The organism is Helicobacter pylori SA221C (assembly GCF_000476855.1).
Classification (GTDB): Bacteria; Campylobacterota; Campylobacteria; order Campylobacterales; family Helicobacteraceae; genus Helicobacter; species Helicobacter pylori_DK.
The window spans coordinates 1-15,458 of the sequence record NZ_CBPT010000005.1 but is presented as its reverse complement, the minus strand read 5'-3'; the positions used below and the strand labels follow the sequence as shown (position 1 = coordinate 15,458).

Genomic DNA, 15,458 nt, shown 5'->3' with positions numbered 1-15,458 from the left:
AGAATGAATGGCTAAAATGAGCGCTCCAGATGGGGTTGCCGTTTGGGTGAATGAAGACAGGTGTAAGGGTTGTGATATTTGCGTATCGGTATGCCCTGCTGGGGTTCTTGGCATGGGGATTGAAAAAGAAAGGGTGCTTGGAAAAGTGGCCAAAGTAGCCTACCCAGAGAGCTGTATCGGTTGCGTGCAATGCGAGTTGCACTGCCCGGATTTTGCGATTTATGTGGCTGACAGGAAGGATTTCAAATTCGCTAAAGTTTCTAAAGAAGCCCAAGAAAGAAGCGAAAAGGTTAAGGCCAATAAATACATGCTCTTAGAAGAGACTATTTTAGAAGGGAGAGGCAAGTAATGCGTGAGATTATTTCTGATGGGAATGAATTAGTCGCTAAAGCGGCGATTGAAGTGGGGTGTCGGTTTTTTGGGGGCTATCCTATCACGCCAAGTTCGGATATTATGCATGCGATGAGCGTGGCTTTACCCAAATGCGGCGGCCATTTTATCCAAATGGAAGATGAAATCAGCGGGATTAGCGTGTCTTTAGGAGCGAGCATGAGCGGGACGAAGTCTATGACAGCAAGCTCTGGGCCTGGTATTTCATTGAAAGTGGAGCAAATCGGTTATTCTTTCATGGCAGAAATCCCTTTAGTGATCGCTGATGTGATGCGTTCAGGCCCATCAACCGGAATGCCCACTCGTGTGGCTCAAGGCGATGTGAATTTTTTAAGACACCCCATACATGGGGATTTTAAAGCCGTTGCGCTCGCTCCTGCTAGTTTGGAAGAAGCTTACACAGAGACCGTTCGCGCGTTCAATTTGGCTGAAATGCTCATGACTCCTGTATTCTTGCTCATGGATGAAACCGTGGGGCATATGTATGGCAAGGTGCAAATCCCGGATTTAGAAGAAGTGCAAAAGATGACCATTAATCGTAAGGAATTTGTGGGCGATAAAAAAGACTACAAACCTTATGGGGTCGCGCAAGATGAGCCGGCTGTCTTAAACCCTTTCTTTAAAGGCTATCGCTACCATGTTTCAGGCTTGCACCATGGGCCTATTGGCTTTCCTACTGAAGACGCTAAAATCGGGGGGGATTTGATTGACAGATTATTTAATAAGATTGAATCCAAACAAGACATTATCAATGAAAATGAGGAAATGGATTTAGAGGGTGCTGAAATTATTATCATCGCTTATGGTTCGGTTTCTCTAGCGGTTAAAGAAGCCTTGAAAGATTACAACAAAGAGAGCAAGCAAAAAGTCGGCTTTTTCAGGCCTAAAACCTTATGGCCAAGCCCGGCTAAACGCTTGAAAGAAATAGGGGACAAATACGAAAAAATCCTTGTGATTGAATTGAATAAAGGGCAGTATTTAGAAGAAATTGAAAGGGCTATGCAAAGAAAGGTGCATTTCTTTGGGCAAGCCAATGGGCGCACGATTTCGCCCAAACAAATCATCGCAAAGTTGAAGGAGCTTTAAAATGGCGTTTAATTATGATGAATATTTGCGTGTGGATAAAATACCCACTTTGTGGTGTTGGGGCTGTGGCGATGGCGTGATTTTAAAATCCATTATCCGCACGATTGACGCTTTAGGTTGGAAAATGGATGATGTGTGTTTGGTGAGCGGGATTGGTTGCAGCGGGCGTATGAGTTCATATGTGAATTGCAACACCGTTCATACCACGCATGGCAGGGCCGTAGCGTATGCGACAGGGATTAAAATGGCTAACCCTAGTAAGCATGTGATCGTGGTTTCTGGTGATGGCGATGGCTTTGCTATTGGAGGCAATCACACCATGCATGCATGCAGAAGAAACATTGATTTGAATTTTATTTTAGTGAATAATTTCATTTATGGTTTGACCAACTCCCAAACTTCGCCCACCACGCCTAATGGCATGTGGACGGTTACGGCTCAATGGGGGAATATTGATAACCAATTTGACCCATGCGCTTTAACCACCGCTGCTGGGGCGAGCTTTGTGGCTAGAGAGAGCGTTTTAGACCCTCAGAAATTAGAAAAAGTGCTTAAAGAAGGTTTCTCGCACAAGGGTTTTAGCTTCTTTGATGTCCATAGTAATTGCCATATCAATTTAGGGCGTAAGAATAAAATGGGCGAAGCGTCTCAAATGCTAAAATGGATGGAAAGCCGATTGGTGAGCAAACGCCAATTTGAAGCCATGAGCCCTGAAGAAAGGGTGGATAAATTCCCTACAGGCGTTTTAAAGCATGACACGGACAGGAAGGAATATTGCGAAGCGTATCAAGAAATCATTGAAAAAGCACAAGGAAAACAATAATGGAAGCGCAATTACGATTTACGGGCGTTGGAGGGCAAGGCGTGCTGTTAGCGGGAGAGATTTTAGCTGAAGCTAAGATCGTGAGTGGGGGCTATGGCACTAAGACTTCCACCTACACTTCGCAAGTGCGTGGAGGGCCCACTAAAGTGGATATTTTGCTAGATAAAGATGAAATTATTTTCCCTTATGCTAAAGAGGGCGAGATTGATTTCATGCTTTCAGTCGCTCAAATCAGCTACAACCAGTTTAAAAGCGATATTAAACAAGGCGGTATCGTTGTCATTGATCCCAATTTGGTAACCCCTACTAAAGAAGATGAAGAAAAGTATCAAATTTATAAAATCCCTATCATTAGTATCGCTAAAGATGAAGTGGGTAACATTATCACGCAATCTGTGGTGGCGTTAGCCATTACCGTGGAGCTTACTAAATGCGTAGAAGAAAATATCGTGCTAGACACCATGCTTAAAAAAGTCCCTGCAAAAGTCGCTGAAACGAACAAAAAAGCCTTTGAAATTGGCAAAAAACATGCTTTAGAAGCTTTGAAAGTTAGGGCTTAATGGCTCTAAACTCTTGTTTTGAATTGATTTTCTTAATAAATTTTTGAGAACTTGATTGCGATGGGTTCAAGATAACTCAAGCTCTAAAAAGGGGCTTTGCTTTTTTACCACTTTCAGATTAAGGCGCTCGTAAACACCAAAGGCAAAAACACCAATGATTTTTGAAAAACAAGACTATCAGCAAGAGTGTATTAATAACATTGTTACGCTTTTAGATGGCTTTGATTTTAAGCGCCACGACGCCTTAAATCTAAAAGATTGTTTAAATCAATTTCATGCTGCATGCGAAATTCCTGTCAAAAATTTAAGCGGCAAGCTTAATGTTGATATTTTAATGGAGACAGGCACGGGCAAAACTTTCACTTATTTGAATTTGATTTTTGCACTCCATAAGGCTTATGGGCAAAATAAATTCATCATCTTTGTCCCACGAAAAGCCATTTTGGAGTCGGTTAAGCAAAATATCCGCCTTACGAAAGATTATTTTTATTTAGAATTTAAACGCCACCTGAAAACCTACACTTATGAAGGGGTTAAATCGCCAAGCAACATTATCAATCATTACATTAAAAACCAAGACGAACTGAGTGTTTTGCTCCTCACTAACAGCGCGATTGACAAGGGCGAAAAAAACATACTCAATAAAAACAGCGAAAACCTTTTTAACACCAAAAGCATTTTTGAAAATATCGCTGATTTAAAGCCTATTTCTATCATAGACGAGCCGCATTTGCTTAAAGGTGAGGCGTTTGGTAAGTATTTTAGTAAAATAGGCGCGCTTTATTTTCGCTTTGGGGCGACTTTTGCCAAAGAAAAAGAGCATGCTTTAAGCAATGTAGCCTTTTGTTTGGATTCAATCAGTGCGTTTAGAAATTACCTTGTCAAACAAATCCGCATCCATTCTGTCATGCAAGATGCGCAAAGCCCGTTTTTGCTCAATGCGGATTCAAAAAGCGCAAAAATTGCCTTTTACAAAGCGGGCATTCTTAAACAAATCACGCTTTCAAAAGGAGAGGATTTAGGCAAAATTAACGCTTCTTTTAACGGCGTTAGCTTGGTCAAAACCACCAAAGATAAGGCTTATTTGAGCGATGGCGCTACGCTTGAAAAGGCTTCTTATAAACTCACGCAAGATGAAATCAGCACCCTTTTAGAAAAAGCCATTGACTTGCATTTTGAAAAAGAGGCGTTTTTATTTGACCAAGACATCAAAGCGTTAAGCCTATTTTTTATCCCAAAAATTGAGGATTTTAGGCAAATTGATAACAAAGGCACGCCCTTTATTAAAACCGAATTTGAAAGGCTTTACAAACTCAAACGCGCTTCAATTCTAGCAAAGGAAAATTTATCGCCAAGCTATAGAGAATATTTGAAAAGAGATTTTGATGAGAGCGGTAATTTACGCGTCCATCAAGGCTATTTTAGCGGCGATAGCATAGCGCTCAATAAAGGCAAAAAAGAAAGCAACAAAGAAAATATTGAAGCCAATGACATTAAGATGATTTTAAGCGAAAAAGAAAAACTGCTTTCATTTCAAACGCCTTTGCGTTTTATTTTTAGCGTGTGGGCTTTGCAAGAGGGTTGGGATAATCCAAACATTTTTACCCTTATTAAACTGGCAAATTCCACTAGCGAAACAAGCCGCCATCAGCAAGTGGGGCGCGGGTTAAGAATCGCGCTTAATCAAGAGGGCAAGCGCGTTACGCATGGATTTTTAAAAGGCAATGACAACGCCTTTTATAAAATAAACCACCTTGACATGCTAGTGAGTGGCGAAGAAGTGGGCTTTATAGAGGATTTGCAAAAAGAGATTGAAGCGAGTAGCTTTATTGGTGGTGGCAGCGTGCTAGACAGAGAGATTTTAGCCAGGTTAGGGCTTAATGAAAGAAAGATCAATAAATTTTGCGATGCATTAGAAACATTAAACGCCGTAGAATTTGACGAAACCAACAACGCTTACAAAATCATTGCCCCTATTTGCGAGATAATGCAAAACAACGAAGAAAGGATAAAAAGCTTTTTAAGCGATGAAGAATATCACGCCGTTTTAAGCGCCTTTAAAATGGCTGAAGATCCAACCAACAAGCGCGATCAAATTATAAACGCCAATCAGCCTCCAGAAAAAGTCAAAATCCGCCAAAATTTAGCTAAGGAATTTAAAGAGTTATGGCAAACCATCAACGCGCAAAGCCAATTAAGCTATCAAAATATCCAAAAAACCAAGCTGATAGAATCTATCGCCAAAGCGTTTAATGAAAGCCATGTGATGTGTGAGGCAATCATCTTTGAAAGCAAAAGGTATGACCCACAAACCAATAAGATCATCACAGAGCAATCAAGCACCCTAAAAATCAAAAACTACGCTAACGCCTTACAAAAAGAAATAAGCACGCTTCTACTTGACTTTGCCAAAGATGAGTGCTTACCCTTAAAATTCACGCTTGAACTCTACAACGCTTTAAACAAAGAGCATTTTACAAACTCACCCAAAAAAGCCTTTAAATTGCTTAAAGGCATCATTAAAGATAAGTTGCATGAAAACTTGCTTTCTTGCGTGAGTTATGGATTTTGTCAAAACGCCTTTTCTAACACGGCTTTTGATAAAACCGATCCGCTCTATTTTGAAGATGGCTCGCCCAAAAATGAGATTGAAAAACACAAATTAGGCAAATACAAAAGCGCGCAAACTCCAAACCAAAACTATCTTTATGATACGATCATTTATGATTCTAAAATTGAAGAAGAAGTGAGTGAAGAGGGGGTGCAAACACTGGAAGGTAAAAGCATAGAAGTTTTTGCCAAGCTCCCTAAATTTAAAATCCCAACGCCTTATAAAAACTATGAGCCTGATTTTGCTTATTTGCTTAAAGATGAAAAGGGTGCAAAAATCTTTTTTGTTTGCGAAACCAAAGGTTATGAAAAAGAGAGCGACATCCCGCAAGATGAAAAGCGTAAAATTGACTACGCTAAGATCTTTTTTGAAACACTATCTCAAAATTTAAAGAACGCGAAAAAAGAAATACGAGTCGTTTTTGCCACACGCATTAACAAACAAGATTTATTAAACGCGCTTAAAAACGCATTAAAGGAAACGCCATGACAGATAAAGCCAAAAGAATGGGTATCAACATTATCCAAAGCCAGCAAGAAAAGAATCCCCTTTTTGACATGCTTTTAAAGAACTTCCCACAAACGGTAAAAGACGGACAAGTGAGCTTGAGCGCTATCAAAATGCTTTTAGGCTTCAATGAAAGCATGCATAATATAAGCGGCTATGAGCTCACTTGGACGGGAAAAGGGCTTGCTAACGCCCTTTATTCTGAACCTTGCCAAAAACAACTCAAATTACAAGAAAGCTTTACGCCCCAAACTTCAGCGAGCAAACACCCCAACAACGCTATTATCATAGGCGACAATCTTGATGCGCTCAAACTTTTAAAATCCGCTTACAGCGAAAAAATAAAGATGATTTACATTGATCCGCCCTACAACACTAAAAACGATGAATTTATTTATCCGGATAATTTCAGGAAAGATTATCAAAAGATTTTAAGGGAAGTGGGCTTAATGGAAACAGATGAAAACGGAAAGGAAATAGAAAGCGAGAGCTTGAAATTTTTTAAAAACAATCAAGGGAGCAAGACGCATAGCGGGTGGCTCTCTTTCATGCTGCCTCGCTTAAAATTAGCGCGCGATTTGCTTAAAGAAGACGGCGTGATTTTCATCAGTATTGACGATAACGAATGCGCGAATTTAAAAATCTTGTGCGATGAGATTTTTGGGGAGGATAATTTTGTGGCTGATTTCATTAGAAAAACTAAAAGCACGACTAATGACGCTAAAACGGGCGTCAATTACCAACATGAATTTTTACTCTGTTATGCGAAAAATAAAGAATTTGTCAATCTCTTGGGGGGAGAAAAGAATTTAGAGAATTACAAAAACACCGATAACGATCCTAATGGAGCGTGGACATCAGGTAATCCTACAAAACCAGGTTATGCTAAAATACAAAATTTTCCACTTACTAATCCATATACTAAAGCTATTGAATATCCGCCAGAAGGAAGGTCTTGGGTTTTTACAGAAAAAACAATACAAAATTTTATTAATGAGGGGCGTTTAGTATTTAAAAAAGAACATAAAGAAAACGAGCGCATTTTTATATATAAACACTATTTGAAAGATTTAAAAACCACAAAAAAGACTTTTGATAGTTTGATATTTAGCGATAATTACTATATGAACCAAGCAGCGACTAAAGAACTTTTAAATTTGGGAATGGGAGAATATTTTCCTTATCCAAAAGGCGTAGAATTTATGAAAAAAATCATTCTGCATTCAACCACGCCAAACGAGGGCGACATCATCTTAGACTTTTTCGCCGGGAGTGGGACAACCGCGCATGCGGTGATGGAATTAAACGCAGAAGATAAAGGCAATAGGGAATTTATTTTAGTTCAAATTGATGAAGAGATAAAAGAAGATGAAAGCGCTTATGATTTTTGTAAGAATGTTTTAAAAAGCCCAAAGCCTGTCATTAGCGATATTACGATAGAAAGGGTCAAAAGAGCCGCTCAAAAAATACTGGAGTCATCCAAAGAAAACGATTTGGATTTGGGCTTTAAAGTTTTTAGCTTGCAAGACAAAGCGCAAATCACAAACGACAAAGAAGAAATAACGCTTTTTAACCGATCGGATTTAACGCCCTTTGACAAAGCCCTAAATTTAGCCTTACAATGCGGTAAAGTTCTCAATGAAACGCTAGAAATCATCATCAAAGACAAACTCTACAAATGCGAAGACGCTTACTTTTGCATAGCGTGCGATAAAGAAGTGTTAGAGCGTTTAGCGAAAAGCAAAAACGAAATGGTGTTTTTAGACGGCTATGAAGAGATAGATTTAGAAGCCTTTCTCAACCTCAATGCTGGCTTTAAGGAGCGTTTAAGCGTGGTGTATTGACTGAAAAGAAAAGGGGTTAAAACCGCTTGAGTGGTCTTGGTTCTCATTTTTTATTTATTTTGTTTTTGAGTATAATCCTACGAAAATTTTAAGGAACGGCATGGAGTTTTTAGGACTGATTTTAAGTCTGGCCGCTATTTTGATAGCGTTTAAAAAGCCTGAAAAAGAAAATTGGGCGTTTGGGATTTTGATTGTGGTGTGGTTGGTGGAGCTTATTATTTTTATAGCCCACAGCTCTAGCGTTTTGCCTAACATGAATCTATAAGGGGGATGCATGAATAAAGAAACCCGATTTTATAATCTTTTTTCTTTGGCGATTTTAGGGATTTTAATCTTTCCTGTGGGTTTGGCGAATTTTTATTTTGGCTATGTTTTGAAAGATTCGCCTTGTATTTTTTGCTGGGCGCAACGCATCAACATGATTTTAATAGGGGCTGTGGCGCTTTTGGTGGTGCGTTTTGGGTTTAAGCCTAAATACATTGCCTTACTATTGCTCATGGCTAGTAGCGGGTTATATGAGAGCTTTTATCATACGGGTAGTCATGCTTTAGAAGATGTGGGGCAGGGCTTTGCACTCGCTATTTTGGGCTTGCACACGCAGTTTTGGGCGCTTTTTGTCTTTTTTAGCGTGGTGGTGCTGTTAGCGCTTTTACTCTTTTTTGCCCCTAATACCCAACCTTTTAAAGATCGTTTATTAAACGCACTCCAAAAAAGCGTGTTTTGTGTTTTCTTTATTGTGGTGGGTTCTAATGCAATTCAAGCGTTTGTTTCTACAGGGCCTTTCCCTTACATAGGGCAAAGCGATCCGGTGCGCTTTTCTTGGAATTTGAAAGAAGCTGTCTGGTCTATGGAGAATTGGGATCATTTGAAATTCCCACGAAGCGTTTTGGGCAGAAGAGATGTGGGCGAGCCTTTGAAATTGAGCGCTTTACCTAAAGACAATGATTACAACCATTCGCCTTTAGAAATTACTAAAACTCTAAAGATTGAAAAAAAAGAAGAGCTTTTTTTGAAATTGAATGGCGCGATTACGGATTTGAATTTCAATGAAGACAATACGATGCTTATCACAGAAAACCAAGGCCTTTATCTTGCGGGTAACGATTTGAAAACCATTCATAGCCACATGGTGTTGGATAGTTATTATAGCGCGACGGTGGGGTCGTTTGTAGGGGCGGATTTCAATGAAGATGAAAACATTGTGATCATGGGCAATAATAAAACGAGCGTAGAAATCACTCCTAACAAAAACGCTAACGCACTTAAAAATTACCCTTATTTTTTAGAAGGGGCTAACTCTTTTGATGAAGTGGAACGCAGCCGCTTAAAAACTTCTAGGGCGAAAAATTATTACATTAGCGCTGCAAGAAGAGGGGCTAAATTGACTTATTTGATCAGCGCTCCTAACAAACGCTATAAGGATTTGATCATCATCTCCATGCTCAATAGCGATAAACAAGTGCATGCGGAGTTTCTTCTTGAATTAGGCCATGCCAAACTTAAAGAAAAAAGAGAATTGGGCGAATTAGTTATTAGCGCGTTAGCTTTAAAAGACAATAAACTTTATGCATTCAGTAAGGAATTTAACACGCTTTTAGTCATAGACCCCACAAAAGAAGAGATCCTTGAAGTTTATGGCTTGCCTAAAGAGATTAAAAATATCAGCGCTGGGGGGTTTAGAAATAATGAGCTTGTCCTTGTGAGCTATGAGGATAATAAAAATATTCTCTATACCCTTGATTTTTAAACTCTTTTAAAGCTACTTTTTTCTAATATACTGACGCATTAGAAGATGGTCGCTATTTTTATAAATAGAGGAAAGTCCGGGCTACATTAGACAAAATTCCATCTAACGGATGGCTAGCGCGAGCTAAGGGAAAGTGCCACAGAAAGCAAACCGCCTTTTTAAGGTAAGGGTGAAAGGGTGGGGTAAGAGCCCACCAAAGCTAAAGCAATTTAGCTTGTTTGGCAAACCCAATTTGTAGCAAGAAGCGCATGGTAAGTCTAAATTGATACACGCTTCGCTTGAGGAATATTGCAAAATATTTCCCAGATAAATGGCCATCCATTGACAGAACCCGGCTTATTCTAATGCTTAACTGCGTGTTGATTTTTTAAACAAAGTTTTAATCATTTTATTTTTTTATTTTTTTCCCTAATTATTGTTTAAAATTTTAAAGATTTGTGTTACACTCTGTAAAATCAAAATCAAAGGGGATAGCGTGTTAGAAAAATCTTTCTTAAAAAGCAAGCAATTAGTTTTGTGCGGACTGGGTGTTTTGATGTTGCAAGCTTGCACTTGCCCAAACACTTCACAAAGAAATTCTTTCTTGCAAGATGTGCCTTATTGGATGTTGCAAAATCGCAGCCAGTATCTCACGCAAGGGGTGGATAGCTCGCACATTGTAGATGGTAAGACAACTGAAGAGATAGAAAAAATCGCTACCAAAAGAGCGACAATAAGAGTGGCGCAAAATATTGTGCACAAACTCAAAGAGGCTTACCTTTCCAAATCCAACCGCATCAAGCAAAAGATCACTAATGAAATGTTTATCCAAATGACAAAGCCCATTTTTGACAGCTTGATGAATGTGGATCGTTTAGGGATTTATATCAATCCTAACAATGAGGAAGTGTTTGCGTTAGTGCGCGCGCGTTCTTTTGATAAGGACGCTTTAAGCGAAGGGTTGCATAAAATGTCTTTAGACAATCAAGCGGTGAGCATCCTTGTGGCTAAAGTGGAAGAAATCTTTAAAGATTCTATCAATTACGGAGACATTAAAGTCCCTATAGCCATGTAGGCTTAAAATAATAGGCGTTCTTCGCTATCGCCTGTTTTTTTGGGGGTGGGCGTGATGGAATTGGGGGTTGAATAGTAGGGGATTTTATCCACGATTTCTTTACGCAAGCCTTTGGGGACATCAAACTTTCTTTTTAAAGAAGGTTCAATCGCTAAAATGTTACGCATGAAATGCGAATACACAGGCGCACTCACAATACTCCCCCCTGTCGCTCCTTTACTAATAGGTGTGTTATCATCTCTCCCAAACCAGATCACGCTTTGTAAGGTGGGGGTAAAGCCAATAAACCAAGCATCAACATTGTTATTAGAAGTCCCGGTTTTGCCAGCGATTTCTAAACCTTTAATGCGCGCTGAACGCCCCGTGCCATTTTCTACCGCATTCATCAGCACTGAAAGGGTTAAAAAAGCTTGCTCTTTGGAGGTGATTTTTCTGGTTTCAATGGGCGTGAAAGTTTTGACATCGTTTTGTTGATCGGTGATGCTTTCAATCAACATGGGCTTAAGCATGGTGCCATAATTAGAAAAGAGGGAATACTTTTCAGCCGCATCAATGGGTGAGATAGCAAAGCTCCCTAACACAATAGACAAGTCTTTAGGGAGGTTTTTAAACCCCATATCGCTTAAAGATTGATAAATTTTTTCAAAGCCAAGCTGATCGCTTAAATTGATCGTGGCTAGATTTAACGAATGGCTCAAAGCTTCTTGCAAGGTTACAAGCCCTAAAAATTTGCGAGTATAATTGCTAGGATGCCATGCGTGGTTTTGTTCGCTGTTTTTACTGTAATTGCCATTTTCAAAGTTTCGCGCGGTATCAGGGATTTTAGAAGTCGTGGAATAGCCATTATCAAAAGCGATTTGATACACAAAAGGCTTGATCGCGCTCCCAAATTGCCGTTTGGCTTGCGTGGCGCGATTGAAAGCGCTTTTTTTATAATCAATCCCCCCCACTAAAGCTAAAATCTTACCGGTGCTTGTGTCTGTAACTATCATGCTAGCGTTTAAGTTGTCTTCATTTTCATTAGATGCGTTAGTTTTTGGCTTTTCTTTAGCGATTTTTTCTAAGATTTTTTGATGCCCAAAACGCAAGGACTCTAACGCTAAGCGTTGGTAATCCAAATCTATCGTGAGTTTTATGGTATAGCCTTGAGTTTTTAACCCGTCTAATTGATCCAATTGTTTCAACACTTCATCCACGACATAGGGAGCGATGTTTTGCGTGGAAGTTTGGTTATAAACAATTGGCACTTCATTGAGAGCGCCTTTGAGCTCGTTAGAAGAAATCCAGCCTAAAGAATACAACCGCCTTAAAATATCATTAGCCCTAGAGAGTGAAAATTCTAAATTTTTGGTAGGATCATAAAAACTCGGAGCCCTAGGCAAGGCGACTAACATGGTGATTTCTTTAAGCGTGAGTTTGTCAAGGGGTTTTTTAAAATACCCTAAACTTGCGGTTTTCACGCCATAATACCCATGTCCAAAAAAAGTTTGGTTCAAATAACGCTCTAAAATTTCTTCTTTGCTTAAGACTTTTTCAATGCGTAAAGAAATGATAGCTTCTTTGAGTTTTCTGGTTAATGTTTTTTCTCGTGTGAGCACCATGTTTTTAACGAGTTGTTGGGTTAGGGTGCTACCTCCTTCAGTGTAACGACCGCTTTTAGCGTTTTTAATCATAGCGCGCATGATAGCGTCTAAATTGATCCCCCCATGTTCAAAAAAGAGGGTGTCTTCTACCGCTAAAAGGCTTTCAATAAATCGTGGGGGGATTTCTTCAAAACGCGCATAAAAACGAAATTCCTTATCATAGATATTAGCGATCAAACGCCCTTTTCGGTCTAAAATCTGTGAAGCGACTCCTGGGCGATAATCTTTAATTTTAGCAATATCTTTATCCGTAGTTACCCAAACTTGAGCGATAAGAATGGCTAATAACCCCATGACAATCAAAAATAAAACGATAAAACCATAAAAAATCTTTTTTAGCATTTAATCACTCTTAAAAGAAGATTGTATTTTAGAATAATTTAAAAGGGTGTTCGCAAGATCTTTAGTGTCTTCTAGGCTGTTTTTGAGGGATAAAGAAACTCGTAAAAGGGGTTTAGAAACCGTGGGGGGGCGGATAGCTCCCACTAAAAACCCTTTTTCTTTCAAAAAATGATGAGCGTTTAAAAGATCGGGATTGTTTTCAAATTCTAGAGTAAAAAATCCTGCGAGCGTTCTAATACCTAAGGTTTCAAAAATAATCTGTTGGTGTTTGCTAAGCTCCTTTTTTAATTCTTGTTTTTGCGCGATAAAGTATTCTAAATGGGCTAAAGTCAAAGCGGTGTCTAACAGGCTTAAAGCGGTGGTGTAAATCACGCTTTTGGCGCGATTGGTTAAAAACTCTACCACTTGTAAGGGGGCTAAAATACACGCCCCATAGCTTGCAAGCGCTTTAGAGAAAGTGCTGAGTTTGATAATGTTTTTTCTTTCTTTGATGCGATGATATTCTAAAAAGCCTAGTAAATTTTCGCCGATAGTCCCAAAACTATGGGCTTCATCTACGATTAAAAAAGCGTTAGGGATTTCTTGAATGATTTCATAAAAATCATAAGGGGCGATGCTCGCATCCATAGAATAAACCCCCTCAATGGCTATGAATTTGAGTTTGTTTTTAGGGGCGTTAAAGAGTTTTTGTTTCAAATCTTTAGCGTCATTGTGCGAGAAAAAAACCACCTGGCTAGGTTTGGCTTTGGCGCTAAAAATTCCGCTTGCATGGTAGCGTTCGTCCATAAACAAGAGAGCGTTTTTGACTAAAAGGGTGTTTATTAAAGCCAGATTGCCCAAAAAACCACTCCCCACTAAAAGAGCGCTTTCAAACCCTAGCAAAGCGGCTAATTGGTTTTCTAATTGTGCATGCAAAGGGTGGTAGCCATTCACGAGCATGGAGGCTTTGGGGGAATGGGAATTAAAGGATTGGAGCTTACAAAAAGCGTTTTCAAGCAAATCTTTTTTAACGCTCAAACCCAAATAATCATTAGAAGCGTAATCCCTTAGTAAAGGATCAAACAACTCTCTTTTGCGGTATCGTTTGGCATGGTATAAGGCTTCTAAAGATTTAGAAAACATGAAAACACTTTATGCACTTCAATCACTCGCCTTTTTGAATTTTTTCAATGATTTTATTGAGTTCGTCTTGTTTTTCATAAAACATTTTATCAATGTTTTCTTTAACATGTTTAGCGCTATCTTCCATTAAATGCACTTTATGCTCTAGGTATTTTGAATCAGTAATGTGGTCTTCTTGAACGGCTTTAACCAAATCGTTAGCTTCAGCATGCACGCTCGCATGGTGGCTTTCTAAAGCCCTATAGCCTGAAGTGTTGGAAAAATTCTCTTTACCCGCACCCTCATAATACCATTTGCCTAAGCGGCAACTCTTATGGCTGGTAATATCAAAGGAGTTAAGGCCAAAGACCATGCCATAAAGGTTGTTTTTAAAGACCACATGATCAAGTTTGGCTAGACCACAAAACACCCGGTTATTGATATTATAAATCGTGTATTTTGCGGCTTGCGCAACAATCATGTTGTTTTTTACGGTGGATTTCAATTCTTCCACATCGCCCTTAATAGAGCCTACAATGGAGTTAATATCGTGGGTATTGGTTTGAATATCATTCGCTTCTTGTTGCATGCTTTTAACGACAACAGCGATTTCTTTAGTGGCTTTTTGGGTTTTTTCAGCGAGTTTTCTCACTTCATCAGCCACCACCGCAAACCCTCTCCCATGCTCGCCCGCTCGTGCGGCCTCAATAGCGGCGTTTAGGGCTAAGAGATTGGTTTGCTCTGCAATATCATCAATCAAAGAAATGACTTGAGTGATTTCATTGCTCCGTTGGTTTAGGGAGTCCGCTAGCGAAGTGGCGTTTTGCATCTTGTCATAAAGCGATTCAATGTCTTGGCTTGTTTTATTAACAGTCCCTAACCCTTCAGTAGAATGCGCTTCGCCATTTTTAGCTGCATTTAAGAGCAAGCCCGTTTCTTGATGGAAGTATTGCATGCTTTCTTGCGCGTTCTCTAATCCCTCTTTTAAGCTCGAGCAAAAAGTCTTAAACAAATCGCTTTTATGGTATTCCCCCACACAACCTGTTTTTTTAGCCAATGAATAATACTGCACGCCATCAATATTTTGGCTCTTTAAAGAATAAGAAACCCCTTGCAAATCAACGCTCTCTGCATTTTCTTTAAAATGCATGCTTTGCTCTTCTAAATTATTCAAACTTGCAAGATTCCCGCTCTTAAAAACCACTTTATTGTTTTTAATACCTACAAAACCTTCATGCAAGCACAAATTCAAAAGGCTTTGGTAGAGATTGACTTCTTTTTTTAACTCCGCAATCTCAGAATCTTTTTGATTGATTTGGAGTTGCAATTGCTTATTCCCAAACATGGTGGTATCCCTTATTTAAATTTGATTCTTTTGAGATTATACCTAAAAATAACCAAACATTTTTTGAAATAGCGTTTAAAATCAAGGAAGCGCTCAATCGCTTATGAGTATTGTTGCTTCAAAAACAATTCATAAAATAATCCCTGTTTTTTCATAAGGGTTTCAAAGTTGCCTTGTTCTATCAGTCTGCCTTGATCTAACACAATAATTTCATCAGTTTGTTTGACGCTACTCATGAGGTGCGTAATAATTAAAACCATCTTAGATTGCGAATTTTTAAAAATAAAATCTAAAAACTCTTTTTCCATAATGGGATCGATTGCACTGCTTGGCTCATCTAAAACAAGACAATTACTTGGTTTTAAAAAGGCTCTTATGGTAGCTATGCGCTGCTTTTGACCTAAA

General features: G+C 39.1%; 13 protein-coding genes and 1 other RNA gene. 10 read left to right on the top strand and 4 right to left on the bottom strand.

The window, feature by feature from the left end; translation table 11 throughout:
• Positions 1–7: 7 nt before the first annotated feature.
• The 10 genes from QU01_RS03785 to QU01_RS03740 all read left to right on the top strand — a co-directional run bounded on the left by QU01_RS03785 (position 8) and on the right by QU01_RS03740 (position 10,622).
• Positions 8–349, top strand: coding sequence for a 4Fe-4S dicluster domain-containing protein (locus tag QU01_RS03785; protein WP_001096895.1), 342 nt, complete (start codon positions 8–10; stop codon positions 347–349).
• Positions 349–1,476, top strand: coding sequence for a 2-oxoglutarate synthase subunit alpha (locus QU01_RS03780; protein WP_033756399.1), 1,128 nt, complete (start codon positions 349–351; stop codon positions 1,474–1,476). The genes QU01_RS03785 and QU01_RS03780 overlap by 1 nt, the downstream gene beginning before the upstream one ends.
• A gap of 1 nt (position 1,477) precedes the next feature.
• Positions 1,478–2,299, top strand: coding sequence for a 2-oxoglutarate ferredoxin oxidoreductase subunit beta (locus QU01_RS03775; RefSeq protein ID WP_000885323.1), 822 nt, complete (start codon positions 1,478–1,480; stop codon positions 2,297–2,299).
• On the top strand, positions 2,299–2,859 hold the full coding sequence (locus QU01_RS03770) for a 2-oxoacid:acceptor oxidoreductase family protein (RefSeq protein ID WP_000388033.1): 561 nt from the start codon (positions 2,299–2,301) through the stop codon (positions 2,857–2,859). Before QU01_RS03775 ends, QU01_RS03770 begins: the two co-directional genes overlap by 1 nt.
• 154 nt (positions 2,860–3,013) lie before the next feature.
• Complete coding sequence (locus QU01_RS03765; RefSeq protein WP_033762380.1) at positions 3,014–5,959, top strand: restriction endonuclease; 2,946 nt, start codon at positions 3,014–3,016, stop codon at positions 5,957–5,959.
• Entirely contained in the window at positions 5,956–7,821 is a 1,866-nt protein-coding gene (locus tag QU01_RS03760) for a site-specific DNA-methyltransferase (protein WP_033762381.1), read from the top strand. The genes QU01_RS03765 and QU01_RS03760 overlap by 4 nt, the downstream gene beginning before the upstream one ends.
• A gap of 100 nt (positions 7,822–7,921) precedes the next feature.
• Positions 7,922–8,086 carry a hypothetical protein gene (locus QU01_RS03755; RefSeq protein WP_000394803.1) on the top strand — a complete coding sequence of 55 codons (165 nt, stop codon included), beginning with the start codon at positions 7,922–7,924 and terminating at the stop codon, positions 8,084–8,086.
• A 9-nt stretch (positions 8,087–8,095) separates the two neighbouring features.
• Positions 8,096–9,568: a disulfide bond formation protein B gene (locus QU01_RS03750; RefSeq protein ID WP_033762382.1), complete on the top strand. Its 1,473-nt coding sequence runs from the start codon at positions 8,096–8,098 to the stop codon at positions 9,566–9,568.
• A gap of 35 nt (positions 9,569–9,603) precedes the next feature.
• An RNA gene (rnpB, locus tag QU01_RS07875) (RNase P RNA component class A) lies at positions 9,604–9,920 on the top strand.
• A 123-nt stretch (positions 9,921–10,043) separates the two neighbouring features.
• Positions 10,044–10,622 (top strand): tumor necrosis factor alpha-inducing protein, encoded by a 579-nt coding sequence (locus QU01_RS03740; protein ID WP_025451062.1) that lies wholly within the window; start codon positions 10,044–10,046, stop codon positions 10,620–10,622.
• Positions 10,623–10,624: 2 nt separating this feature from the next.
• On the opposite strand, the gene pbp1a is transcribed toward QU01_RS03740, so the two are convergent.
• From pbp1a to QU01_RS03720, 4 genes are all read right to left on the bottom strand, one after another.
• Entirely contained in the window at positions 10,625–12,607 is a 1,983-nt protein-coding gene (gene pbp1a / locus QU01_RS03735; RefSeq protein WP_033762386.1) for a penicillin-binding protein 1A, read from the bottom strand.
• A complete protein-coding gene (locus QU01_RS03730) occupies positions 12,608–13,729 on the bottom strand; it encodes an aminotransferase class I/II-fold pyridoxal phosphate-dependent enzyme (protein WP_033762388.1) in 1,122 nt (373 codons plus the stop codon).
• 22 nt (positions 13,730–13,751) lie between these two features.
• Complete coding sequence (tlpD, locus tag QU01_RS03725; protein WP_033739350.1) at positions 13,752–15,053, bottom strand: chemotaxis chemoreceptor TlpD; 1,302 nt, start codon at positions 15,051–15,053, stop codon at positions 13,752–13,754.
• Positions 15,054–15,154: 101 nt separating this feature from the next.
• Positions 15,155–15,458: ABC transporter ATP-binding protein (locus tag QU01_RS03720; RefSeq protein ID WP_033762391.1), on the bottom strand; the 304-nt coding region annotated here is incomplete at its 5' end.